The sequence below is a fragment of the Mesorhizobium sp. M0217 genome, assembly GCF_040321955.1.
Classification (GTDB): Bacteria; Pseudomonadota; Alphaproteobacteria; order Rhizobiales; family Rhizobiaceae; genus Mesorhizobium.
Window position 1 is genome coordinate 250,211 of sequence record NZ_JAMYSN010000004.1, and the last position, 22,939, is coordinate 273,149.

The following is a 22,939-nucleotide window of genomic DNA, read 5'->3' on the forward strand; positions in this document are numbered from 1 at the left end:
AAAGAGATAGAGACGCCCTATCGGGATCGTCATTCTATGGCGGAGCAAGGAGCGAAGCGACGCGGCGCAGACCCAGCGTTGGCGCTCATTCTAGAACAGCTTTCGGTAGACGACGAACCCCGAGAGATCGCCGATCTTGTCGTAGAGCTTTATCGCCGTGTGGTTGGTTTCGTGTGTCAGCCAGTAGACGCGGCTGGAGCCTGCGGTTTGCGCCCTGGTATAGACGTCTTCGATCAGTGCCCGGCCGACGCCCTTGCCGCGCGACGCCTCATTGGTGAAGAGATCCTGCAGATAGCAGTTCGGCGAAATCGCCGTCGTGGTGCGGTGGTAGAGATAGTGGACAAGGCCGAGAAGCTTGCCTTCGCTCTCGGCGACCAGCGCATGCATCGGCTCATAGGCATCGAAGAAGCGCGACCATGTCATTGCAGTGATGTCACCGGGCAGGGCGGTCTCGCCCGAGCGGCCGTAAAACGCATTGTAGCCGTCCCACAGCGGCAGCCATTGCTCGTAATCCTCTCGGGTGACGGGGCGTACGGTGAACTGGCCTTGCATGGCTGAACCTTTGTCGTTGAAGCTGGGCGAGCAAACGGCCACCGGCACCGTCCGGCAATGGGCCAGTCCGAAGCAAAGCGTTCAACCTCTCATCAAGGCGGCCATAGGCGCTGCCTTGACGCCTACCGGCCCGGCAACTAGGGAATGTCTTCTTTTTCGCGCTTTCCGAGGCCGCCGTGACGTCAGACAGTCCAGCCCATATGCATCCCAGCCGCTCGTTCCAGGGGCTGATCCTGACCCTGCACAATTACTGGGCCGCCTATGGCTGCGTCATCCTGCAGCCTTACGACATGGAAGTCGGCGCCGGCACCTTCCATCCGGCCACCACGCTGCGCGCGCTCGGGCCCAAGGGCTGGAACGCCGCCTACGTCCAGCCCTCGCGCCGGCCCAAGGACGGCCGCTACGGCGAAAACCCCAACCGGCTGCAGCATTATTACCAGTACCAGGTGATCCTGAAGCCCAACCCGCCGAACCTGCAGGAACTCTATCTCGGCTCGCTCAAGGCGATCGGCGTCGATCCGTTGCTGCACGACATTCGCTTCGTCGAGGACGACTGGGCAAGCCCGACGCTTGGCGCCTGGGGGCTCGGCTGGGAGTGCTGGTGCGACGGCATGGAAGTGTCGCAGTTCACGTATTTCCAGCAGGTCTGCGGCATCGAATGCGCGCCGGTGGCGGGAGAACTGACCTACGGCCTGGAGCGGCTGGCCATGTATGTGCAGGGCGTCGACAATGTCTACGACCTCAACTTCAATGGCCGAGAAGGCGCCGAAAAAGTCACCTATGGCGATGTCTTCCTGCAGGCCGAGCAGGAATATTCCAGGCACAACTTCGAATATGCCAACACCGCCATGCTGCTCAGGCATTTCGAGGACGCCGAAGCCGAATGCAAGGCGCTGCTCGCGGCCGGCGCCCCGGCTTCGAACGACAATCTGCAGATGCACCGCATGGTCTTCCCGGCCTATGACCAGTGCATCAAGGCCAGCCACGTCTTCAACCTGCTCGACGCGCGCGGCGTGATTTCGGTGACCGAGCGGCAGAGCTACATCCTGCGGGTGCGCAATCTGGCGAAAGCCTGCGGCGAGGCATTTTTGCAGACCCAGGCCGGCGGGCTCGCCGCCTGAGGTTCAGGCTCACTTCATCATTTCGGGGGAAATGTTGATTGGCGCCGAGAACTGGCCAGACGATCCCGCCATGGTCCGCATAGCCTGCCGCACACCCGGCATCGAGAAGGCGCCATGCACCTGCGCGGCGAAACAGGCGCTGAGCGCGATGATCTGGAGAAGTCTCGATGCCGTTTTCATGGTCGTTCAGCCAATAGGTCCCTGCCTGAGCGTTGGTCGCTTCAGCGCTGCGTTTGGTTCATGGAAATCTTTGATCCAAGGACGGGCGGGCTGGTTGCGGCCCGACAGCGGCGGTCAAATTTCTGGAAACAGCGGTCAGCCGAGTTGCTATGCCCTCTTACCTCCCCCTAGATGGGGAGGTCGCCGCGAAGCGGCGGGTGGGGGTGACAGCGCGACGTTCCATGCCAAAACTCGATCGATTCAAGCTGCAGTCTGCGCAAAGGCTTCGCGCGGCGATGACCGACGAGGAACGCATCCTGTGGCGGCATCTGTGGCGCATTCCAGTAGAAGGCACTCATTTTCGCAGGCAGGCGTCGGTAGGCGTTTACTTCCCTGATTTCACCTCCCACCGGCTGAAGCTGATCATTGAGGTGGACGGTGTCCATCACAGCTTCGATGACCAGCTGCGCCATGACGAGCGTCGAACGAAATGGTTCGAGAGCCAGGGTTATCGAGTCATCCGCTTCTGGAACCATGAAATCAAAAACGAACTGGATTCCGTGCTCGATACGATCTATGCGGCGGTGGAAGAACGAAAATCACACCTGCGTTTGCGCGATGGTGCCGAAGGTATCGGCGGCTGAGAGGTCGCCACCCCACCCCGGCGCTGCGCGCCGACCCTCCCCATCGAAGGGAGGGTGGGAGCTTAACTATGCCTGATCTGCTCGTAGAACTCCGCTCGGGAGAGATTCCCGCCCAGTCGCGCGCCCGCAGCGCCGGAGGCGCGAGGACGCGCAATCAGGAAGAAGGCATGCGGGTGGAGAAACTCTGATGCCGGATTTGTTGCTGGAATTTCGCTCCGAGGAAATACCGGCCCGGCCGCGCGCCCGCAGCGCCGGAGGCGCGAGGACGCGCAATCAGGAAGAAGGCATGCGGGTGGAGAAACTCTGATGCCGGATCTTTTGCTCGAACTTCGTTCCGAGGAAATTCCCGCCCGCATGCAGCGCAAGGCGGCGGGCGATCTCAGGAAGATGCTGACCGACGGTCTGGTCGAGGCGGGTCTGACCTATGACGCCGCGCGCGAATACTGGACGCCGCGGCGCCTGGCGCTCGATGTCAGGGGCCTGACCGCGCGCTCGAAGGATATCCACGAGGAGATCAAGGGGCCGTCGACGACGGCCCCGGAACAGGCGGTGCAGGGTTTTCTGCGCAAGGCAGGCCTTGCCTCGGTTGCCGAGGCGCATGTTCATTCCGATCCGAAGAAGGGCGATTTCTACGTCGCCCATATTTCGAAGCCGGGCAGGGCGGCGGAAGAAATCATCGCCGAACTGGTGCCGGCCATCATTCGCGGCTTCCCCTGGCCGACATCGATGCGCTGGGGGCCGGCTTCAGCCAAGCCCGGTTCGCTGCGCTGGGTGCGGCCGCTGCAGACGATTCTGTGCACCTTCGGCCCGGAGACCGAGGAGCCGGTGGTGGTCGATTTCGAGATCGATGGCATCCGCTCGGGCAATATCACCTACGGCCATCGTTTCATGGCGCCGGGAGAAATCACCGTGCGCCGCTTCGACGATTACGTGACCAAGCTGGAAGCGGCCAAGGTCGTGCTCGATGGCGACCGCCGCAAGGAGATCATCCTTGCCGACGCCCGCAACCTCGCCTTCGCCAACGGGCTCGATCTGGTCGAGGACGAAGGGTTGTTGGAAGAAGTGTCGGGCCTGGTCGAATGGCCGGTGGTGCTGATGGGCGAATTCGAGCAGGCCTTTCTTGCCATACCGCCAGAAGTGGTCCGGCTGACCATCCGCGCCAATCAGAAATGCTTTGTCACCCGGCGGCAGGGCGACGGCGAAAACCTCTCCAACCGCTTCATCCTCACCGCCAACATCGAGGCCAAGGACGGCGGCAAGGAGATCGCGCACGGCAACGGCAAGGTGGTGCGTGCCCGCCTGTCGGACGCGCTGTATTTCTGGAAGACCGACCAGGGCGATCTGCCGGATCTGGAGCAGCTCGAGGCGTCGGCGAAGAAATTCGGGCTCGATCTGAAAAAGCCGCTCGACCAGCGCATGGCCCGCCTCGACCATCTCAACGTCACCTTTCACGCCGAGCTCGGTACGCAAGGCGATCGGGTGGAGCGGATCAAGCGGCTGGCGCAGGAGCTGGCGCCAACAGTGGCGCAGTCGATCTCCCCCCTTGAGGGGGAGATGGCCGGCAGGCCAGAGGGGGTCGCTTCGGCTGCCGCGACGCCGTCCGGTCTCTCGAAGAAAGAGGGAGTTGGCACTCCACGCGAGACGACCCCCTCTGTCGCCTTCGGCGACATCTCCCCCTCAAGGGGGGAGATTACCGCGCTCGCCGCTCGCGCCGCCGTGCTGGCCAAGGCTGATCTCACGACAGAAGCAGTGGGCGAGTTTCCGGAACTGCAAGGCGCAATGGGCCGCAAATACGCGCTGCTGCAGGGCGAGCATCCGTCCGTGGCTGCGGCGATCGAGGAGCACTACAAACCGCAAGGTCCGTCGGATAGCGTGCCGACCAATCCGGTGTCGATTGCCGTCGCGCTGGCCGACAAAATCGATACGCTGGTCGGTTTCTGGGCCATTGATGAAAAGCCGACGGGGTCTAAGGACCCTTACGCGCTGAGAAGGGCCGCGCTTGGCGTGGTGAGAATCTTGGTCGAGAACGGGATCTCACTGCCGCTGACATCGCTCTTCGATAGTGCCTATCAAACGGCGAGTTATCTCGCGTCTAAGGCTGGACGGGCCTTTGGCCCCGACCTCCTCGCCTTCTTCCACGACCGCCTGAAAGTCTATCTCCGCGACCAGGGCGCTCGGCATGATCTCATTGACGCCGTGCTGGCAGGTGGTGGAAGCGCGCCAATCTCCCCCATTGTGGGGGCGGCGAAGCCGACGAAGGGGGGCGCTGTCCCGCCGACCTCTCATTCTGGCGCGCCCCCCTCTGCCCTGCCGGGCATCTCCCCCACAAGGGGGGAGATCGGCCAATCGCAGTCGGACGACCTCCTGCAGATCGTGCGTCGCGTCGAAGCTCTGGGGTCCTTCCTCGACACCGAGGACGGCAAGAACCTGCTCGCCGGCGCCAAGCGGGCGGCCAACATTCTGGCTGCCGAGGAGAAGAAGAAAACGCGCGTCGCCGAGACTGTTGAGCCGGCGCTGTTTCGCGAGGAGGCCGAGAAATCGCTGTTTGCAGCGGTGAATCAGGCGGAGAGAGAAGCCGGCGAAGCTATTCAAAACGAAGACTTTTCCGCCGCCATGCTGGCGCTTAGCGTGCTGCGTGAACCGGTTGATTCATTCTTTGAAGGCGTTCTCGTGAATGATGAGGACCAGGCCGTGCGCGCCAACCGCCTGGCGCTGCTGGCTCGCATCCGCACGGCCACCGATCAGGTCGCGGATTTTTCCAGGATAGCTGGCTAAAGGGCAGATAAGCCCGAAGACAGCGACGACAAGGGCGGTGCTCCCACGCCGCCCTTCTTGTCCGGAACCAACGTGTCAGTCTTGAGGCTGACTCCGTCAGTCCTCCCGAGGTTGACGAAGTCAATCCTCCAAAATGCTGACATGCACGCTGTCTGAATAGACGTCGACCTGGATCAGCGGCTCGCCATTGACGATGGCGTTCCGTGTCGAGGAGCTCATCGCGCCACCGCGCTTCAGCATGCGTTCCAGATACGCGCGATCATCGTTGCTGCGGAACCAGTCATCGCCCTGGTCGTCGGCATCGCGCCGGTGGAACTTGTGCCAGTTGGCACGGTCCTGCCGCACCATCTGTGCTGCGCTGCTCAGCTCATAGCCGTCGCTGGCATGGTGGTCGCGATCGGAAATGCGCGCGACGTAGGACCCTAGCTCGTCACCGGCCTGCGCGCCGCCGACAGCTATAGGTGACGCCAGCAACAGGCCGGCAATAGTCAAAGATTTCGTCATGTTCATGATAACCCCTCGCTCTCCTAGAACCCGGCGCGCTCATGCCAAACCCGATTGGCGAAATTGGGGCCGCCGCCGCCAAGCCGATCGTGCGCCGGGCTGTCGATCGGCGTCAAGCGGCATGGATCGGCCGTCTGTCTTGGCCGACTGTTTTGGCTGAATGGCCTACTCGGCTTTGCCGACGCCCTCGATCGGCTGCTGCGGTGTTGTTGCCGGCTGCGGCGCTGCCGGTTGCGACTCGGGCTTGCCGTTCGATGCCGTTGCAGTTCCGGCTGGTGCGGTCTCTGCCGTCGGCTCAGTTGCCGGCGCCGCGGCGCTCGCCCTGGCCGGAGCCGGCGCGGCGAAGGCGCCGCCGACGATGCCGCCGCGAATGATCATCGGATCCTGCCTAGGCTTTTCGGGGATCGCCGCGACCTTTTCATAAGTCACATCGGGCTGGGCATCGCCGAGCGCGACGATCGATGGCGTCGAGGCGGTCCTGACCGGTTCGGATCCGCCAACCTTGATGACCGATGGCGTCGAGGTCGAGACGCCGAGAAAGACGATCGACGAGGCGTGCGCCCCACCGGTCATCGCCGCCAGGGTGAAACCAAGCGCTCCAAGCACACGCATCGACATCGAAACCGTCCCCTTGCCCAACAAGCCGCCAGCCCTAACCCAAGTAGCCTTAACCCGAGTGGATTGATGCCGGCTTGCAGGGAAACATAGCATTTTAGGCATTGATAATTCGCCAACGCCGGCTTGCCCGAAAACCACTGCCGTATTAGAGCAATTCCAGGAAAAGTGAGTAGCGGTTTTCCGTCCGGAATTCCGCAAAAACAAATACTTAGAGCGTTTAAGCGAACAGCTGAACCGCTCTAATGCATGTCGCTCAAAAGTGGCCCCGGTTTTGAGAGAACGACATGCATCAAAACAAAGACCTAAAGCGCGTCGCATGAATCCGGTTCAGCGCGACGCGCTTTAGGTCCGGTGCCTGTGAGGGGAAGCGAGTGGCTGAGATACTATCCGTCGGCGAAGCGATGGAGCAGGCGTTGGCGCTGCTCGAGGGCGGCGACGTGGTCGCCATCCCGACGGAGACCGTCTACGGACTGGCCGGCGACGCGACCAATGGCGTCGGCGTCGCCCGTATCTTCGAAGCCAAGGGCCGGCCGCGCTTCAACCCGCTGATCGCCCATGTCGCCGATCTGGCGATGGCCGAGCGCATTGCAACCTTCGATCCGCTGTCGAAAAGACTGGCCGAGGCGTTCTGGCCGGGGCCGCTGACGCTGGTGCTGCCGCTCCGACCCGGCAACGGCATCCATCCGCTGGTCACCGCCGGGCTCGATACGATCGCGCTCCGCATGCCGAGGGGCTTCGGCGGCGAGCTGATCGCCAGGCTCGGCCGGCCGCTGGCCGCGCCCAGCGCGAACTCTTCGGGCAAGATAAGCGCGACGACAGGGCAAGCCGTGGCGGCCGATCTCGGCGCCAAAATCCGGCTGGTGGTCGATGGCGGCGCCACCCCGGTCGGGCTGGAATCGACCATCGTCAAGGTCGAAGGCAACAGCGTGCGGCTGCTGAGGCCAGGCGGCATCGCTGCCGCCGATATCGAGGCCGTCACCGGCATCAAGCTGCAGCGCGGCGCGACAGCCGGCATCGAGGCGCCCGGCATGCTGGCGTCGCATTATGCGCCGCGCGCATCGGTGCGGCTCGATGCACAGAGTGTGGCTGAAGGCGAGGCCTTGCTGGCCTTTGGTGGCGACCGCGCCGAAGGCTGGCAAGCGGCGGCCGCCTTGCGCAACCTGTCCGCGTCAGGCGATTTGCGCGAAGCCGCAAGCAATCTGTTCGCGTATTTGCAGGAACTCGACCGCAGCGGTGCGGCGACGATCGCCGTCGAGCCGATCCCGTTCGATGGGCTCGGCGAGGCGATCAACGATCGGCTGTTTCGTGCCGCTGCCCCCCGTGACAAGCTCGATTGAGCGCCATAGTTTGCGCCCATGAACGACGCACCCTTCGACCTCGATCCCGCTCTCATCGCCCGCTTCGCGGCAATCGTCGGCGACAAATATGCGCTGCGCGACCAGGCCGATATTGCGCCGTATCTTACCGAGCGGCGCGGTCTGTGGCATGGCAGGACCGCCTTGGTGCTGCGTCCCGGCAGCGTCGACGAGATCAGCCGGATCATGCGCCTGGCGAGCGAGACGGGAACGCCGGTCGTGCCGCAAAGCGGCAACACCGGGCTGGTCGGCGCCCAGGTGCCTGACGCATCCGGCCGCGAGATCGTGCTTTCTTTGTCGCGGCTGAACCGCATTCGCGAGATCGACGTCTTCTCCAACACGGTAACAGTCGAGGCCGGCGTTATCCTGCAGACGCTGCAGGAAGCGGCCGATGCCACCGACCGGCTGTTTCCGCTGTCGCTCGCCGCGCAAGGGTCCTGCCAGATCGGCGGCAATCTCTCGTCCAATGCCGGCGGCACCGGCGTGCTTGCCTATGGCAATGCGCGCGAACTCTGCCTCGGCGTCGAAGTGGTGCTGCCGACCGGCGAGGTCTTCGACGATCTGCGCAAATTGAAGAAGGACAACACCGGCTACGATCTGAAGAACCTGTTCGTCGGCGCCGAAGGCACGCTCGGCATCATCACCGCAGCGGTGCTGAAACTGTTTCCCAAGCCCAAGGGGCGCGAAGTGGCCTTTGCCGGCCTGTCGTCGCCGGAAGCAGCGCTTTCGCTGTTCAGCCTGGCGATGGACCGGGCAGGGGCGGCACTCACCGCCTTCGAGCTGATCGGCCGGCGTCCGTATGATTTCACGCTGCGCCATGCGCAGGGCGTCACGCGGCCGCTGGCGCAGGATTGGCCATGGTATGTGTTGATGCAGGTGTCGTCGGGCCGTTCGGCCGAGGACGCCAGGGGGCTGATCGAAGAAGTGCTGTCGGCAGGCCTCCAGCAAGGCATCGTCGGCGACGCGGTGATCGCGGCCAGCCTGGCGCAGGGCGACGCGTTCTGGAACTTCCGCGAGGTGCTGCCGGATTCGCAAAAGCCCGAAGGTGCTTCGATCAAGCATGATATTTCGGTGCCGGTGGCATCCATCCCGGCGTTTATCGAAAAGGCGGCCGGTGCAGTGGCTTCGGTCAGTGCTGGTGCGCGCGTGGTCTGCTTCGGCCATATGGGCGACGGCAATCTCCACTACAACATCTCCCGGCCGGAGGGCGGTGACGATGAAGCGTTTCTCGGCCTCTACCACGCCATGAACCATGCCGTGCACGATGTTGTGCGCTCCTTCCAGGGTTCGATCTCGGCCGAGCATGGCATCGGCCAGTTGAAGCGCGACGAGCTGATCGCCACCGCGCCGCCCATGGCGATCGAGCTGATGCGCCGGGTGAAGGCGGCCTTCGACCCGGCCGGCATCATGAATCCCGGTAAGGTTATCTGATCCTTTCAACATTTTGTGGCTGGTCTCATTCCGATAACCATCGCCTGAGATCAGCAAAATTTAACTGACTTTCTTAAGCCGGGCGGCAGAAGCTCGCGCTAATGTTTCACACAACGAGGCCGGGAAAACCGGCCCGGAGAGACCCGCAAAACGGCTCTCAGGAGAAACACAGGAAGGCAGCAGATGAACAGTGTATTGAAGCCCGTCTGGGCCGGGCGCAACATGCGCCTCGACCCATTCCGCCTGCCGCAAGTGGTGAGCTATGCCACGCGCGACGACTATGGCGACGTTACCTTCACCATCGACCAGCGCGGCGCCGTCATCCGCCGCACGCTCGAGATGAGCGGCGTGCCGGCGATCATCGCGCTGCCCGCCAACGCGTTTCGCGGCGTCGCCGCCCGCGCGATGGAGGATGCGCAAGGCAATGTCACGGTAACCCTCGAACTCCTGCACAACGACCCGATGCTGTCGGTGCCGCTGCTGGTGGCCGACGATCTCGACGACGTCGCCGCCGACTGGCGCGCCTGGGCCGATGCTTACCGGCTGCAGATGCTGCTGATCGAATCCGACGGCATTGCCCGCACGCTTGAGGAATCGCTCGGCGCCGCCATCAAGGCGCTGCCGGCCAAGGATCGCCGCAAGGGCCGGGTCTCGACCACGCGCCGCCCGCGCTTCCTCGCCCGCCGCAGGGCCGGCAATCTCGGGCTGAGACTGGTGATCGACGGCCAGGAGATTATTTCGAGAGAGTAGAGCGCTCTTCTCCTTCCCCCCTTGTGGGGGAAGGTGGATTGCCGCGAAGCGGCAAGACGGATGAGGGGTGTTCCAGGGAACGCCAACGCCTCACTCCGCTGGAGCACCCCTCATCCGTCTCGGCGCTGCGCGTCGATCCACCTTCTCCCACAAAGGGAGAAGGAAGAGGGAGCCTACACCAGCGGCTTTAGCGCCACCCACAGCGCACCGCCGATCAGGCCGATGAAGATCAACCAGCCGACCTGGTTGTTGGATTTGAACAGCCGCAGGCATTGATCGGGATCGTCGATATCCAGAACCGCTATCTGCCGCGCCATATGGGCGCCGGCGGCGATCAGCCCGGCCAGCGCCACCACCGGCGCCTGCGCCGAGGCGAAGGCGATGGCGAAGCAGACCAGCGTGCCGCCATAAAGCCCGACCAGCCAGGTCTTGGTGTTGTCGCCGAACAGCCGCGCCGTCGAGCGCACGCCGACGATGGCGTCGTCTTCCTTGTCCTGATGTGCATAGATGGTGTCGTAGCCGATCACCCACAGGATCGAGCCGATATAGAGCATGATGGCCGGGCCATCGAGATCGCCGAACTCGACCGCCCAGCCCATCAGTGCACCCCAGGAGAAGGCGAGCCCGAGCACCAATTGCGGCCAGTTGGTGAAGCGCTTCATGAAGGGATAGACGGCCACGATCACCAGCGAGGCGATGCCGAGCGGAATGGCGAAGTCGTTGAACTGCAACAGCACGACGAGGCTCAGCAAGGCCTGGATGACCAGGAATATCCAGGCCTGGCGGCGCGTCACCTTGCCGGCCGGCAGCGGCCGCGAACGGGTGCGCTCGACCTTGTTGTCGATGTCCTGGTCGACAATGTCGTTATAGGTGCAGCCGGCGCCGCGCATGGCGACGGCGCCGACGAAGAACAGGAACAGGAACCATGGCGACGGGAGCAATGTGAGCAGCGGGTCGCTTGCGCGCGGATAGGCGCTGGCCGCAAGCGCTGCCGACCACCAGCAGGGCCACAGCAGCAATTGCCAGCCGATCGGCCGGTCCCAGCGCGCAAGCTGCGCGTAAGGCCACAGCCAGCGCGGCAATATCTTGTAGACCCAATGGCCGCTCGGCGCGTCGGCGACGCGGCCCTGTGCGGCTTTCGACTGGATGGTTTCCATCGTGCTGGAGTGGCAGCAGCGGCGTGCGCCGTCAAGCGGCCGCATTGTCGCTCAGGCGGTGAAAATATCGTGGCTGGCAAACCATTCCTTCGCCACCTCCGTGAAGGCCAGCGCCGCCTTCGACAGCCTTTGCCTTGTGTCATGGGTGAGGATGATGCACTGCATCGGCAGCGGATCGGACAGCGGCTTGCAGACCAGCGGCAGCCCGTCATAACTCCTGTCGCCATAAGGCCTGGTGTAGCTCACAGCGACGCCGAAGCCGTTGGCGACCATGCTGCGCTGCAGTTCGAACGAACTCGCCGTCGATTGCGAGACCGGCGACAGGCCGCGGCTGAGGAACAGGTCCAGCATATGCTGCCAGCTATGCGGCTGGTCGGTGGTGATCAAGGGATGGGTCGCCAGCTCCGCCAGGCTGACGCTGGCCTGGCTGGCCAGCGCGTGGCCTTGCGGCAGAAGCGCGTGTGGCCGCAGCTCATGCAGCAGGGTGCGGGCGAAGTGCGAGGGCAGGCCGAGATCGTAGGTCAGGCCGAGATCGATTGCCGCATCGCCGAGCCGCCGGCCGAGCGTCTCGAAGGTCTCGTCGCGGACCACCACGGTGACCGCCGGGCAGCGTTGCGAAAAAGCGCGGATCAGCGCCGGCGCGAAATAAGGCGCCAGATCCTCGAAACAGCCGAGCACAAGTTCGCCGCCGACATCGGCGTCGCGCGTCCCGAGCCCAACCAGTTCGTCCGCTTCGGCCAGCACCTGCTTTGCCTTCGCCACCGCGCTGCGGCCGAACGAGGTCAGCGCGATGCCGCTGCCGCGCTGGCGCACGAATATTTTCTGGCCGAGCGTCGCTTCGACATTGTCGATCGCCACCGAGATCGAGGGTTGCGAGACGTTCAGCATCCGGGCGGCCACGGTGACGCTGCCGTGACGGGCAACAGTGACGAGGTAGCGCAACTGGGTGAGGGTCAGGTTCATAGAGTAAAGCTATAAGGGAGATGAGAAGTTATTATTTTACGCGATGTGCGGCGGCCGCGATAGTCGGTCATCGAAACAGGAGAGACATGACATGGCCGCCAGACATATCGATGCCGCAGCGATTGCCGACTACCAGCGCGACGGCGCGGTCTGCATACGCGGCGCCTTCAATGACTGGGTTGGCACCATCGCCGCCGGCATCGAGCGCAACATGCAAAACCGCAGCGCCACGGCCTCGGACATCGCCAACGGCAAGGGCAGCTTCTTCGACGATTACTGCAATTGGGAGCGCATTCCCGAATTCGTCGACGTGGTGCGCAATTCCCCGGCCGCGGAACTCGCGGCAGCGGCGATGCAGTCGCGCAGCGCCCAGTTCTTCCACGACCATGTGCTGGTCAAGGAACCGGGCACGCAAAAGCCGACGCCTTGGCACCAGGACATCCCGTATTACTTCGTCGATGGCACCCAGACCGTCAGCTTCTGGATTCCGATCGATCCGGTCAAGGAAGCGACGCTGCGGCTGATCGCCGGCTCGCACAAATGGGACAAGATGATCCTGCCGGTGCGCTGGCTCGATGACAGCAATTTCTATGCCGGCGAGGGCGATTATCTGCCCGTGCCGGATCCCGACAAGGACCCGTCGCTGAAGGTGCTCGAATGGGAGATGGAGCCGGGCGACGCCATCCTGTTCGACTTCCGCACCGCGCATGGTGCGCGCGGCAATCCGACCGCGGCGCGTCGCCGGGCGCTGTCGCTGCGCTGGGTCGGCGACGATGCGCGCTATGTCGAGCGCCCCGGCCGTACCTCGCCGCCCTATCCCGGCCATGACATGAAGCCCGGCCAGAAACTGCGCGAGGACTGGTTCCCGGTCGTCTTCCAGAGCTGATACCGGCCGGGGACGCCGTGCTCTCGGCGCGACGTTCCCGTGCGCAACCGGTATGGCGCAAGGTAAAACTCTTGACCCGCGCCGCCCGGGGCAATAGCGCAGTCCCTGTCGTGAAATGACAAGGGACATCGGCATGCGCGTTTTGTTAATCGGCTCCGGCGGCCGCGAACATGCCCTGGCCTGGAAGATCGCGGCCTCGCCGCTTTTGACCAGGCTCTATGCCGCGCCCGGCAATCCGGGCATCGCCCACGAGGCCGAACTGGTCAAGCTCGACATCGCCGACCGTGCCGCTGTTGCCAGCTTCTGCCAGGACAACGCGATCGATCTCGTCGTCGTCGGGCCGGAAGGGCCGCTGGTCGCCGGCATTGCCGACGATCTGCGTGAGCAGGGCATCCGCGTCTTCGGCCCGTCGAAGCGGGCAGCGCGGCTCGAAGGCTCGAAAGGTTTTACCAAGGACCTTTGCGCCAAATACGGCATCCCGACCGCCGCCTATGGCCGCTTCACCGATCTTGCCTCGGCGAAAGCCTATGTCGAAAAGGTCGGCGCGCCGATCGTCATCAAGGCCGACGGGCTTGCCGCCGGCAAGGGCGTCACCATCGCCATGACGCTGGACGAGGCGCGCGCCGCCCTCGATGCTTGTTTCGACGGCGCATTCGGTGACGCCGGCGCTGAGGTAGTAGTCGAGGAATTCATGACCGGCGAGGAGGCGAGTTTCTTCTGCCTGTGCGACGGCACGACCGCACTTCCCTTTGGCACCGCGCAGGACCACAAGCGCGTCGGCGATGGCGATACCGGCCCCAACACCGGCGGCATGGGCGCCTATTCGCCGGCGCCGGTGATGAGCCCCGAAATGGTCGAGCGCACCATGCGCGAGATCGTCGAGCCGACCATGCGCGGCATGGCCGAGCTTGGCGCGCCGTTCGCCGGTATTCTGTTTGCCGGGCTGATGATCACCGACAAGGGGCCGAAGCTGATCGAATACAACACCCGCTTCGGCGATCCCGAGTGTCAGGTGCTGATGATGCGGCTGAAGGACGATCTGCTGGTGCTGCTCAACGCCGCCGTCGACGGCCAGTTGGCGCACAGTTCGATCCGCTGGCGCGACGATGCCGCGCTGACCGTGGTGATGGCGGCACAGGGCTATCCCGGGACGCCGGAAAAAGGCTCGGTCATCCGCGGGCTGGAAGAGGCGGCCGGTGATGGTGTTGAGATTTTCCACGCCGGCACCGCCATCAATGGCGGCGCGCTGGTCGCCAATGGCGGCCGCGTGCTCAACATCACCGCGTCAGGCAAGACGGTCGGCGAAGCGCAGAGCCGCGCCTACGCCGCGCTCGACCGCATCGACTGGCCGCAAGGCTTCTGCCGCCGCGACATAGGCTGGCAGGCGGTGGCGCGGGAGAAAGCCAGCGCCACCTGAGCCTCAGCGCTCGCGAACGAGTTCCGTCGAAGCGGTGCTGACCGGGTCGGCGGCCTGCGAGAAGGCGGCCTCGAGCAGAGCCTCCGAACGATACGCAGTCCGCTTCCAGGCGACATACTCGGCAATGCCGAAGCGCGCGCGGCGCGGCACCGTCTTGACCACCGGCATGCGGAAGGCAGCGCGGAATGTCTGCCAGCGCGCGCCGAGCACCGCCACCATCTCCTCGACCGTCGGTGGCGTCGCCACATCGGCATAGGTGATGGTGACTTTTCCGGCGAGCCCGGCTGCGCGCGAGACTGGCACCGGTATCGAGGCGAGGTAGTCGGGCGGCACGTCGATCAGGCCGCCGAAGGGCCATTGCTGGCGCAGTGCCGCCGCGTCCATCGGCGCGACGTTGACGTCGATGTCGTTGGGCGTGCCGGCGACGCGGTAGGGGCAGCGCAGGCGCCCGCAATTGGCCTGCGCCGAGAACTGCCACAGCGCATAACCCTGCCAGTTGCCCATCGGAAAATGCACGTCGATGTCGGGCTTGTAGCGCGCATACCAGAGCGGCAGCCGCGACAGCAGACGGTATTGGTAGCGGTTGTCGGCGATGTACTGGGCGGTCTTGCCGTTGGTGTAGAGGATCGGGAAACGGCCGAGCCGCCGGTGCACCTGGCGCACGAATTCCTCGGCATCCTCGAGCGACATCCATTGCGAGGGGTCGTTGCCTTCGAGATCGAGGGCGAGCAGATCGTCAGGGGCTGGCTCGGCGAAATCGATGAAACTGTTGGCCTGCTCGAGCGGATTGCCGGGGCGGGCAAGATGATAGGCGCCCCATTTCAGGCCGAGCGCCTTGGCCACCACCTTGCGCGTCTGAAACAGCTCGCGCGTCACCGCAAAGCGTTTCCACAATGTCTTGCAGAGTTTGACCGTAGGCTCGTCGCCGTAGCAGAAATAGGGCGGCGGCAGCCCGTCGGAGGCCTTGTTGATGAAGCCGACAATGCGCTTGTCGGTGGCAAGCTGCGCCCAGTCGATGGAATTGTATTCATAGGCGTCGACCACCAGCGCGCGGTCGCCATCCCGCCAAGGCTCGGAAAAGTCCGAGGCTGTAGCCGCTGACGTCAGCGCCATCATCGCCGCGAGAGCGATCGCTGAGCGGCGAAGAAGATGCGCCGGCGTTTTCAAACAGGGATCCTCGCTGACCAAACACCGATGGTGGACCGGTATGGTTAAGGAAGTGCTTTCGGGCAGGAGTCCTGTCGCTCTCGCGATTTCGTCATTCTATGGCGAAGCAAGGAGCGAAGCGACGCGGCGCGGACCATAGTATGCATTCCGCGACTTCGAAGCGTTGCCACGGCGCGGAATTCTGCACCGTTGCGCCCCTAGCGCGAGGTCGCGACATGGTACTCGGCATCCGCTACGCTCCCGCTCCACCTGTGGACGACGAAGTTCGATGAAAATCCGCGTGACAAAGTTTGACGTTTACGTAAAAAGAAGGTCGGAGGCCGCCCAGAGGCGGATGGTTTTGCATCGGCCCGGGTCCTAGGATCGAGCGGTCGGAGCAGCGGAGTAGAAAGCGGCATGTACAAGGCCCCGGTCGACGACATTTCGTTCACGCTCAAGCATGTCGCCGGGCTCAAACCGGCGCTCGACAGCGGCGCGTTCGGCGACCTCGGCGAAGACCTTGTCGACGCCATCCTGTCCGAGGCCGGCCGCTTCGCCAGCGAGGAAGTGGCGCCGCTCTACAAGATCGGCGACGAGCACGGCGCGGTGCTGAACGATGCAGCCGTGACCACGCCGCCCGGCTGGAGGGCGCTTTACCGCAGCTGGATCGACGGTGGCTGGAACGCGCTGTCCGGACCGGAAGAATTCGGTGGCCAGGGCCTGCCGACCATGCTCGGCGTTGCCGCGCTCGAAATGTGGAACTCCGCCGCCATGGCCTTCGGCATCGGCCCGACGCTGACCATGGGCGCGGTCGAGGCGCTCGACAAGCATGCTTCCCAGGCGCTCAAAGCAAGGTATCTGGCGAAGCTCGTTTCCGGCGATTGGATGGGGACGATGAACCTGACCGAGCCGCAGGCCGGTTCCGATCTCGCCGCTCTGCGCACCCGCGCCGAGCCTGCCGGCGACGGCACCTACCGCATCTTCGGCCAGAAGATCTTCATCACCTATGGCGAGCATGATTTCACCGACAACATCATCCATCTGGTGCTGGCGCGGCTGCCCGACGCACCGGCCGGCACGCGCGGCATTTCGCTGTTTTTGGTGCCGAAATTCCTGGTCAATGATGACGGCTCGCTCGGTGCCCGCAACGACGTCTTCTGTTCGGGCCTCGAGCACAAGCTCGGCATCCATGCCTCGCCAACCTGCACCATGATCTATGGCGACGGTTTTCAAGACGCGACCCCCGGCGCCATCGGCTGGCTGATCGGCGAGGAAAACAAGGGGCTCGCCTGCATGTTCACCATGATGAACAACGCGAGGCTTTGCGTCGGCATGCAGGGCGTGGCGGTGGCGGAAGCCGCGACACAGAAGGCGATCGCCTATGCCAATGAGCGCCGCCAGGGCAAGGCATCCGACTTTTCAGGCGCCGGGATGGCGCCGATCGTCCATCACCCCGACGTGCAGCGCAATCTCTTGACCATGAAGGCTTTGACCCAGATCGCCCGCGCCATCTCGTATTCCTGCGCCCACGCCATCGACTTCGCGCGTCTGTCGGCAGGCGAGGAGGCCGCGCATTGGCGCGATCGCGCCAATCTGCTGACGCCGCTGGCCAAGGCCTTTTCCACCGATATCGGCGTCGACGTTGCGTCGCTGGGTGTCCAGGTCCACGGCGGCATGGGCTTCATCGAGGAGACGGGCGCGGCCGCGCTCTATCGCGACGCCCGCATTGCGCCGATCTATGAAGGCACCAACGGCATCCAGGCGATCGACCTTGTAGCCCGCAAATTGCCGCTTGGCGGCGGCGAGCATGTGCATGGCTATATCGCCGAACTGGAGGCCATCGCTGACGAGGTGCGGACCTCGAACCTGCAGGGCTTCGGCCGCACCGCCGAAGCGCTTGACCAGGCGTTCGACGATCTCACCGAGGCGACGCGCTTCCTGCAGAAGCTGCTGGCCGACGGCCGTCTGGACGAAGCGCAAGCCGGTGCGACCCCCTATCTCAGGCTGATCTCGCTTGCTGCCGGCGGCGCTTATCTGGCGCGTGGCGGACTTGCCCAGCAGAGCCGCATCGCCCTTTGCCGCTTTTTCGCCGAAAACCTGCTCGGCGAAGTCAGCGCCTTGAAGGAACGCGTCATCGATGGCGCCGAGAGCCTCGCTGACGCCGGCAAGGCGCTGATAACGGCCTGAATACCAGAGCGCTCACCAGGGAAGAATGACCGTGACAGACCATATTCTCGTCGAGCGCCAGGGCGCCATCCAGATCATCCGCATGAACCGTCCCGACAAGAAGAACGCACTGACGCGCGCCATGTATGCGACAATGTCCAAGGCGCTGGCTGATGGCGATGCCGACCCGGCGGTCCGCGTCCATGTCTTCCTCGGTGTTTCAGGCGCCTTCTCTTCCGGCAACGATCTCGCCGATTTCCTGGTCATCGCCACCGGCGGTGAGGGCGGCAACGAGGTCTGGGACTTCCTGATGGCGCTGGCCAAAACGGAGAAGCCGATGGTCTCCGGCGTCGACGGCATTGCGGTCGGCATCGGCACCACGCTCAATTTGCATTGCGACCTGACTTTCGCCACGCCGCGCACGGTGTTCCGCACACCCTTCGTCGACCTCGGCCTGGTGCCGGAGGCGGGCTCCAGCCTGCTGGCGCCGCTCATCCTCGGCAGGCAGGGCGCCTTCGCCCTGCTTGGGCTCGGCGAAGGTTTTTCCGCCGAGCGCGCCAAGGCCGCCGGCCTGATCTATGAGGTGGTCGAGGAGGACCGGCTAGAAGCCGCGGTACTCGCAGCGGCCGGCGAGATCGCCGCCAAGCCGCCGCAGGCGCTGAAGATTGCGCGTGACCTGATGCGCGCCCCGCGCCACGAGCTTGTCGCCCGCATCAAGGTGGAGAGCGAGCATTTCTCCGAGCGGCTGAAGTCCGACGAAGCGCGCGCCGCATTGACGGCCTTCATGACGCGCAAGAAGGCATAGGCTCACGCCAAGCTGTATCCGACCTTGGCGGTGGCGGTAGGCGTCAGGGGAAAACCGCTCAAGGGTTGTCAAAGCGCTTCGGCCTGCACTATTTCTCGCTCGATCCTGGCGGCCAGGTGGAGAGGACATGACCCGAGAATTTGTCATCGATGCGCACAGCATCGAAGCCGGCGCCCGTTGACGGGTTGAACGCCGGGACATGCTTGCCGATTTTGCAAGGCCGCTCGGCCTGACGTTCAGGCTCTGGTGGCGCTTCTGGCCGCAGCTGATCGCCATGGTGCTGTTGGGCATTTTGGGCGGCGACCTGTTCATGCAGATCGCCGCGCGCGCCGCCTTCCTCAACCATATGGCGGGCTTGGCGCTGCTGACGCTCGTCGCCTTGACGCAGCTCATCGTCACCGTCGCCATGTTCCAGACCCTGCTTCCCGGCCTGCCGGCGATCCGCGCGGCGCAACAGGCCGCGCGGGACAAAGCCTCCGATAAGACGTCTCGCGAAGAACCGAGCAGCAGCGCCGCAAGGCTGGCGCGCATGGTCACTGTCGCGCTCCTGCCTTTCTTCGCCTATTACGCCGCCTGGGGCTTTCTTGGCGATTCGGTGCGGCAATATTCGCGCGTCACCCTCGACATGGCGCCGTTCGGCGAAGGCGCGGGTAATGTGCTGGATGTGCTGGATTCGCGCTGGCTCATATTTTCCGTCGTCATCTCCTGGCTGGTCAGGCGTTTTGCCCAGGCGATGCAGAAGCGCGGCGGCGCAAAGTCCTTCTGGCAAATCGTGGTCGTGATCTGCGAGACCAACTGGATCTTCGTCGGTCTGTACGTCATCTCGCGCTGGAAGGACGATATCGTCGGCTGGATCATGAGCCGCAACATCTTTTCCACGCTTCAGGCTGCGGCCGACGGCGTCGCCAATCCGGTTTCCGCCGCCTTTGCCGACCCGATGGTGCCAGTCGAAGTCACCTCGATCGATACGACAACAAAACTCATCGCGCTGTTCTTCTTCATGCTGCTGCCGGTGATCTGGCTGGTCATGACGGCGTTGATCTATGGCTATGATGTACGCGACGACAAGGAACTGCTGCGCGTGCACGACCGGGTCGAGCGCCTCGGCGCCCGCTATCGAAGCATCCCGAAGTTCATGCGCGACTTCGTCGAACACTTCATCTCCGGCTATCGCTCGCGCTATCTGCCGATCGCCAATGGCGTGCGCATCACGCTGAGCTCGGGTGTCGTGCTCATGCTCACGCTGATCGTCGGCTATCGTCTCATCGACTGGCTGGCGGCATGGGCGTGGCTGGGGGCAACCCGCATCATCGGTCCGCACGACCTCGACACCTGGCAGGTTTTTTCGCAGAGCGTGTCGCTGCTGTTCGGCAGCGCTTTCCAGGACTCATCGACCGGTGTTCTGGTCGAGCCGTTGCGCATCTGCTTCCTCGCGGCGATCCTCGAAACGGCATTTGCGCTGCCCAAGCGCCGGGCCAGCGAGGCTGCGCAGCCGGCTGGTCCGGCCAGTCCGGAAGGCGAGGCGCAGAATGCTTGAAACCGCCCGATCGCGGCTGAAAGCGTGGATTGCCGCCGGCATCGGCACGGCCGCGGCGATTGCCGTTGCCGGCGTGCTTGGCGCCTTCGGGGCAAGGCACGCGCAAGTGCCGGTTCTGGCTCCAGCCGGCCCGATCGAAACCGGACAATGGCTTCTGCAGCCGGTGAAGGCCTATGTCAGCGCCCAGAAATATGTCTATGGCATGTTGCGCAAGCCTGGGACCAAAGCGCTGGTCTTCGAGGTCGACATGACCAACCGCACGGCCCAGTCGACGAGGGATTATTTCGAACTCCTCCAGGCAAGCCAGCCGGCTGTCGACCCGGCGACAAAACCGTACATCGTGCTGACGCGCGACGAGACGCTGTCGCCGGAACTGCACCCGGATATGCCGGAGCGCATGGCCTATATCTGGGAGCTGCCGGAAGGTGCTGCCGCTCCAGCCAGCCTCGACCTGACAGTCATCCGCAAAACCTACAAACAGCGCGACAACCTCTACGGCCTGCCCGGCTGGTTCAATCCGAGCCCGGTCGGCACGCTGACCATTCCTGTCGCGCCCGATGCTGGAGGCCAGCCATGATGCGCAGACTGGCCAATCTCGTCCTGCTGCTCGCCGCCGTAGCGCTCTGCTACGGCTTGCAGGTTTCGAAGCCGCACTATGCCGACCTGATTGGCCCGATCCCGGTACGGGGCAATGTGGGAGAGACAATCGTCGGCCGCAGCTTCGAGGTGCGCGCGGAAAAGCTGGAGTTTGCGCGCAAGCTCAAGGCCGACCGGTTCGGCGAGACCAAGGTGCTGACCACTGGCGGCGTGTGGGCGGTGGTGACCGTCGAGTTCGCGGCCAAGGCTGCGTCCACGATCGTCGCGGTCGCCTCATGGCGCGGACCAACGGGCTTGACCTACGACCACACCGAGCGGCTGTCGTTCATCAACAAAGGCATTCTCCCGGTAGCTGTCGACCCCGGCCTGCCGCGGAAGGCGAGGCTGGTCTTCGAGGTGAGGCCAGAGGAGGCCGGCAACGCGACGGTGCTGATTTCAAGCAAGCTGATGGCGGCGCTCGATTCGCAGGCCGAGATTTCGATCGGACCGGTCGCAGCCGGTTCCGACGGCCTGCCTGCCGGCACCGTCGGCACGCTCGATCTGGCGCGGCCGATCGATGGGCAACCGAAATGACGGCGCTGATTGAGGATAGAGGGCTGACGGAGAAAAAATGGCGCCGCCGCAGCCTTTGGGCGCTGCTTGTGCTCGTTCCCCTGACCCTGGCGGTGCAGGCCTATGACAGCGTCAAGGCGCTGCTCGGCGACAACGATCTGTTCGAGCGCCGCGTGGCCTGGGGCCAGAGCGCGCATTTCGGCGGCAGCGAGTGGAAGCTGACCGATCTGCGCGGCGCCTTCGGAATGAAGAACCTGCCGCCCGATTCCGTACCGGTGCTCGCGGATTTCGCGGTGACCATCGGCGATCCCGACCTGCAGAACCTCTGGCTTGGCTGCAAGGTGATGCTGATCGATGCCGAGGGAAGGCGCTGGTCGCCGACATCGGCGGTAAGGCTGAACGCGCCGGACAATGTTCAGACCTGCATTTCCGCGATGTTTTCGGGCGCCAAGGCCGGGGACACGATCAAGCTGCGCGAGACATTCCTGGTGCCGAAGGACGTCACCAGGACTATACGACCAGCGGTCGGCGCTGCCAGCGAACGGCCGCATTTCCTGCTGTTCCAGATGGAGAAGGACTGATCTCCGGCGGCCCCGGCGATCCTCAGGGATAAAGCCGTGTCTTGTCCCAGCCGCCTTCGGCGTTGCGCGAAAAGACCAGCCGATCGTGCAGCCGGAATGGCCGGTCATGCCAGAACTCGATCGCCTGCGGCACGATGCGGAAGCCCGACCAGTGCTTGGGCCGCGGGATTTCGCCGATAGGGTAGCGCGCCGTGTATTCGGCCACCGCCTTCTCCAGGGCAAAGCGGCTTTCCAGCGGCCGCGACTGTTTCGAGGCCCAGGCGCCGATGCGGCTGCCGCGCGGCCGCGTCGCGTAATAGGCATCCGCCTCGGCGTCGCTGACGATCTCCACCGGACCGCGTATGCGCACCTGGCGGCGCAGCGATTTCCAGTGGAAGCACATCGCCGCCTTCATGCTGCCAAGAATCTCGCGGCCCTTGGCGCTCTCGAAATTCGTGTAGAAGACAAAGCCGCTTTCATCGAAACCCTTGAGCAGCACCATCCGCACATCCGGCATGCCGTCGGCATCGACGGTTGCAAGTGCTACGCCGTTGGCGTCGTTGATTTCGCTTTTCTTGGCGTCCTCCAGCCACTCGGCAAAGAGCCGGAACGGCTCGGCGGCTTCGGTAAAGTCACTACTTGTTAACTCAGTGTCACTCATAGTTTTTCTCAAATTGTCTCGAGCTTCAGGAGGTTGCCGATTGTCGCGTATCGCGCAAGCTTTTGACAGCGGGCAATGGAGCGTTATCGCTTCGGCCAGTTCGAAAGCCGTGATCGTGATTATCGCCCTGCCGCTTGCCGCCTGCGGCGTCGGCGGCTTCAGCCTGGAAAAGGCCGAGGTCGATCGTTCCATCGTCACCTCAAGCGCGCCGGCCAGGGTGACATCGACGGACGCCGACAGCGCTTCCGACCAGACCACGATCGGCAATGCGGTGTCTTCGGCCGACATCGAGGAGCTTCGCGGCCAGGCCGTGCCCTGGGCGAATGCCGACACCGGCTCGCGGGGCTCCATCACTGAACTCGCCGAAGTGCAGGACAACGGCCAGGCCTGCCGCAGCTTTACCGCCTCGCGCGAAAGCTTCGACGGCGTCGCTTTGTTCAAGGGGCAATTGTGCATCGCCGCGGCCGGCGGCTGGCACATGCAGGACTTCAAACCGCTCTGATTTTCGAGGTTTGCGGGCATCGCAATTTCAACCCTCGATTAGCCTGCGCGCCACTGGAATTTCTTCCTATGGGAGCGCATA

General features: G+C 64.1%; 23 protein-coding genes. 15 read left to right on the plus strand and 8 right to left on the minus strand.

Going from position 1 to position 22,939, the window contains the following annotated elements:
• Positions 1-90: 90 nt before the first annotated feature.
• The gene (locus tag NKJ18_RS10235; RefSeq protein ID WP_031239423.1) at positions 91-552 is read right to left on the minus strand and encodes a GNAT family N-acetyltransferase; all 462 of its coding nucleotides are present in this window, start codon (positions 550-552) and stop codon (positions 91-93) included.
• 176 nt (positions 553-728) lie between these two features.
• Here NKJ18_RS10235 and NKJ18_RS10240 point away from each other — a divergent pair, with 176 nt between their 5' ends.
• Positions 729-1,673 (plus strand): glycine--tRNA ligase subunit alpha, encoded by a 945-nt coding sequence (locus NKJ18_RS10240; protein WP_050589306.1) that lies wholly within the window; start codon positions 729-731, stop codon positions 1,671-1,673.
• 9 nt (positions 1,674-1,682) lie between these two features.
• Here NKJ18_RS10240 and NKJ18_RS10245 read toward each other — a convergent pair whose 3' ends face one another.
• Positions 1,683-1,853, minus strand: coding sequence for a hypothetical protein (locus tag NKJ18_RS10245; RefSeq protein ID WP_023702047.1), 171 nt, complete (start codon positions 1,851-1,853; stop codon positions 1,683-1,685).
• A 221-nt stretch (positions 1,854-2,074) separates the two neighbouring features.
• Here NKJ18_RS10245 and NKJ18_RS10250 point away from each other — a divergent pair, with 221 nt between their 5' ends.
• Positions 2,075-2,476, plus strand: a complete 402-nt coding sequence (locus tag NKJ18_RS10250; RefSeq protein WP_352758180.1) for an endonuclease domain-containing protein — start codon at positions 2,075-2,077, stop codon at positions 2,474-2,476.
• Between the two features lie 306 nt (positions 2,477-2,782).
• Entirely contained in the window at positions 2,783-5,251 is a 2,469-nt protein-coding gene (gene glyS / locus NKJ18_RS10255; protein WP_352758181.1) for a glycine--tRNA ligase subunit beta, read from the plus strand.
• A gap of 120 nt (positions 5,252-5,371) precedes the next feature.
• Here the strand turns inward: glyS and NKJ18_RS10260 are convergent, their stop codons facing one another.
• Both NKJ18_RS10260 and NKJ18_RS10265 read right to left on the minus strand, forming a co-directional pair.
• Positions 5,372-5,755 (minus strand): hypothetical protein, encoded by a 384-nt coding sequence (locus tag NKJ18_RS10260; RefSeq protein ID WP_245274442.1) that lies wholly within the window; start codon positions 5,753-5,755, stop codon positions 5,372-5,374.
• Between the two features lie 165 nt (positions 5,756-5,920).
• Complete coding sequence (locus NKJ18_RS10265; protein ID WP_023684360.1) at positions 5,921-6,373, minus strand: hypothetical protein; 453 nt, start codon at positions 6,371-6,373, stop codon at positions 5,921-5,923.
• A gap of 371 nt (positions 6,374-6,744) precedes the next feature.
• On the opposite strand from NKJ18_RS10265, the gene NKJ18_RS10270 reads away from it, so the two are divergent.
• From NKJ18_RS10270 to NKJ18_RS10280, 3 genes are all read left to right on the plus strand, one after another.
• Complete coding sequence (locus NKJ18_RS10270; protein WP_352758182.1) at positions 6,745-7,710, plus strand: L-threonylcarbamoyladenylate synthase; 966 nt, start codon at positions 6,745-6,747, stop codon at positions 7,708-7,710.
• A gap of 18 nt (positions 7,711-7,728) precedes the next feature.
• On the plus strand, positions 7,729-9,159 hold the full coding sequence (locus NKJ18_RS10275; protein ID WP_352758183.1) for an FAD-binding oxidoreductase: 1,431 nt from the start codon (positions 7,729-7,731) through the stop codon (positions 9,157-9,159).
• A 183-nt stretch (positions 9,160-9,342) separates the two neighbouring features.
• The gene (locus NKJ18_RS10280) at positions 9,343-9,909 is read left to right on the plus strand and encodes a DUF6101 family protein (RefSeq protein WP_023668457.1); all 567 of its coding nucleotides are present in this window, start codon (positions 9,343-9,345) and stop codon (positions 9,907-9,909) included.
• A gap of 173 nt (positions 9,910-10,082) precedes the next feature.
• On the opposite strand, the gene ubiA is transcribed toward NKJ18_RS10280, so the two are convergent.
• Both ubiA and NKJ18_RS10290 read right to left on the minus strand, forming a co-directional pair.
• Complete coding sequence (gene ubiA, locus NKJ18_RS10285; RefSeq protein ID WP_031209624.1) at positions 10,083-11,066, minus strand: 4-hydroxybenzoate octaprenyltransferase; 984 nt, start codon at positions 11,064-11,066, stop codon at positions 10,083-10,085.
• 51 nt (positions 11,067-11,117) lie between these two features.
• Positions 11,118-12,029: a LysR family transcriptional regulator gene (locus NKJ18_RS10290; RefSeq protein WP_023702041.1), complete on the minus strand. Its 912-nt coding sequence runs from the start codon at positions 12,027-12,029 to the stop codon at positions 11,118-11,120.
• A gap of 91 nt (positions 12,030-12,120) precedes the next feature.
• Here NKJ18_RS10290 and NKJ18_RS10295 point away from each other — a divergent pair, with 91 nt between their 5' ends.
• Together NKJ18_RS10295 and purD are read left to right on the plus strand one after the other, a co-directional pair.
• Positions 12,121-12,915 (plus strand): phytanoyl-CoA dioxygenase family protein, encoded by a 795-nt coding sequence (locus NKJ18_RS10295; protein WP_023702040.1) that lies wholly within the window; start codon positions 12,121-12,123, stop codon positions 12,913-12,915.
• Between the two features lie 133 nt (positions 12,916-13,048).
• A complete protein-coding gene (gene purD, locus NKJ18_RS10300; RefSeq protein ID WP_023702039.1) occupies positions 13,049-14,332 on the plus strand; it encodes a phosphoribosylamine--glycine ligase in 1,284 nt (427 codons plus the stop codon).
• A gap of 3 nt (positions 14,333-14,335) precedes the next feature.
• On the opposite strand, the gene NKJ18_RS10305 is transcribed toward purD, so the two are convergent.
• The gene (locus tag NKJ18_RS10305) at positions 14,336-15,448 is read right to left on the minus strand and encodes a glycoside hydrolase family 25 protein (protein ID WP_032997391.1); all 1,113 of its coding nucleotides are present in this window, start codon (positions 15,446-15,448) and stop codon (positions 14,336-14,338) included.
• A 447-nt stretch (positions 15,449-15,895) separates the two neighbouring features.
• On the opposite strand from NKJ18_RS10305, the gene NKJ18_RS10310 reads away from it, so the two are divergent.
• The 6 genes from NKJ18_RS10310 to NKJ18_RS10335 all read left to right on the plus strand — a co-directional run bounded on the left by NKJ18_RS10310 (position 15,896) and on the right by NKJ18_RS10335 (position 21,716).
• Positions 15,896-17,665, plus strand: a complete 1,770-nt coding sequence (locus NKJ18_RS10310; RefSeq protein WP_352723865.1) for an acyl-CoA dehydrogenase family protein — start codon at positions 15,896-15,898, stop codon at positions 17,663-17,665.
• Between the two features lie 31 nt (positions 17,666-17,696).
• Positions 17,697-18,449: a crotonase/enoyl-CoA hydratase family protein gene (locus NKJ18_RS10315; RefSeq protein WP_031204362.1), complete on the plus strand. Its 753-nt coding sequence runs from the start codon at positions 17,697-17,699 to the stop codon at positions 18,447-18,449.
• A gap of 199 nt (positions 18,450-18,648) precedes the next feature.
• Entirely contained in the window at positions 18,649-19,986 is a 1,338-nt protein-coding gene (locus tag NKJ18_RS10320) for a hypothetical protein (RefSeq protein ID WP_023685396.1), read from the plus strand.
• Complete coding sequence (locus NKJ18_RS10325; protein WP_023685397.1) at positions 19,979-20,563, plus strand: hypothetical protein; 585 nt, start codon at positions 19,979-19,981, stop codon at positions 20,561-20,563. Before NKJ18_RS10320 ends, NKJ18_RS10325 begins: the two co-directional genes overlap by 8 nt.
• Positions 20,560-21,156 carry a hypothetical protein gene (locus NKJ18_RS10330; RefSeq protein WP_352758184.1) on the plus strand — a complete coding sequence of 199 codons (597 nt, stop codon included), beginning with the start codon at positions 20,560-20,562 and terminating at the stop codon, positions 21,154-21,156. Before NKJ18_RS10325 ends, NKJ18_RS10330 begins: the two co-directional genes overlap by 4 nt.
• Entirely contained in the window at positions 21,153-21,716 is a 564-nt protein-coding gene (locus NKJ18_RS10335) for a hypothetical protein (protein ID WP_023685399.1), read from the plus strand. The genes NKJ18_RS10330 and NKJ18_RS10335 overlap by 4 nt, the downstream gene beginning before the upstream one ends.
• A gap of 22 nt (positions 21,717-21,738) precedes the next feature.
• Here NKJ18_RS10335 and pdxH read toward each other — a convergent pair whose 3' ends face one another.
• Positions 21,739-22,368, minus strand: coding sequence for a pyridoxamine 5'-phosphate oxidase (gene pdxH / locus NKJ18_RS10340; RefSeq protein WP_081725434.1), 630 nt, complete (start codon positions 22,366-22,368; stop codon positions 21,739-21,741).
• Positions 22,369-22,396: 28 nt separating this feature from the next.
• Between pdxH and NKJ18_RS10345 the strand changes: the two genes are divergently transcribed.
• The gene (locus NKJ18_RS10345; protein WP_023685400.1) at positions 22,397-22,858 is read left to right on the plus strand and encodes an RT0821/Lpp0805 family surface protein; all 462 of its coding nucleotides are present in this window, start codon (positions 22,397-22,399) and stop codon (positions 22,856-22,858) included.
• Positions 22,859-22,939 lie beyond the last annotated feature (81 nt).

Coding starts and splice junctions, on each gene's coding strand:
- NKJ18_RS10250 (WP_352758180.1), top strand. CDS start 2,075: ATGCCAAAACTCGATCGATTCAAGCTGCAGTCTGCGCAAAGGCTTCGC.
- ubiA (WP_031209624.1), bottom strand. CDS start 11,066: ATGGAAACCATCCAGTCGAAAGCCGCACAGGGCCGCGTCGCCGACGCG.
- NKJ18_RS10235 (WP_031239423.1), bottom strand. CDS start 552: ATGCAAGGCCAGTTCACCGTACGCCCCGTCACCCGAGAGGATTACGAG.
- NKJ18_RS10280 (WP_023668457.1), top strand. CDS start 9,343: ATGAACAGTGTATTGAAGCCCGTCTGGGCCGGGCGCAACATGCGCCTC.
- NKJ18_RS10305 (WP_032997391.1), bottom strand. CDS start 15,448: ATGATGGCGCTGACGTCAGCGGCTACAGCCTCGGACTTTTCCGAGCCT.
- NKJ18_RS10265 (WP_023684360.1), bottom strand. CDS start 6,373: ATGTCGATGCGTGTGCTTGGAGCGCTTGGTTTCACCCTGGCGGCGATG.
- NKJ18_RS10325 (WP_023685397.1), top strand. CDS start 19,979: ATGCTTGAAACCGCCCGATCGCGGCTGAAAGCGTGGATTGCCGCCGGC.
- NKJ18_RS10245 (WP_023702047.1), bottom strand. CDS start 1,853: ATGAAAACGGCATCGAGACTTCTCCAGATCATCGCGCTCAGCGCCTGT.
- glyS (WP_352758181.1), top strand. CDS start 2,783: ATGCCGGATCTTTTGCTCGAACTTCGTTCCGAGGAAATTCCCGCCCGC.
- NKJ18_RS10275 (WP_352758183.1), top strand. CDS start 7,729: ATGAACGACGCACCCTTCGACCTCGATCCCGCTCTCATCGCCCGCTTC.
- NKJ18_RS10295 (WP_023702040.1), top strand. CDS start 12,121: ATGGCCGCCAGACATATCGATGCCGCAGCGATTGCCGACTACCAGCGC.
- NKJ18_RS10290 (WP_023702041.1), bottom strand. CDS start 12,029: ATGAACCTGACCCTCACCCAGTTGCGCTACCTCGTCACTGTTGCCCGT.
- NKJ18_RS10260 (WP_245274442.1), bottom strand. CDS start 5,755: ATGACGAAATCTTTGACTATTGCCGGCCTGTTGCTGGCGTCACCTATA.
- NKJ18_RS10310 (WP_352723865.1), top strand. CDS start 15,896: ATGTACAAGGCCCCGGTCGACGACATTTCGTTCACGCTCAAGCATGTC.
- purD (WP_023702039.1), top strand. CDS start 13,049: ATGCGCGTTTTGTTAATCGGCTCCGGCGGCCGCGAACATGCCCTGGCC.
- NKJ18_RS10320 (WP_023685396.1), top strand. CDS start 18,649: ATGCTTGCCGATTTTGCAAGGCCGCTCGGCCTGACGTTCAGGCTCTGG.
- NKJ18_RS10330 (WP_352758184.1), top strand. CDS start 20,560: ATGATGCGCAGACTGGCCAATCTCGTCCTGCTGCTCGCCGCCGTAGCG.
- NKJ18_RS10335 (WP_023685399.1), top strand. CDS start 21,153: ATGACGGCGCTGATTGAGGATAGAGGGCTGACGGAGAAAAAATGGCGC.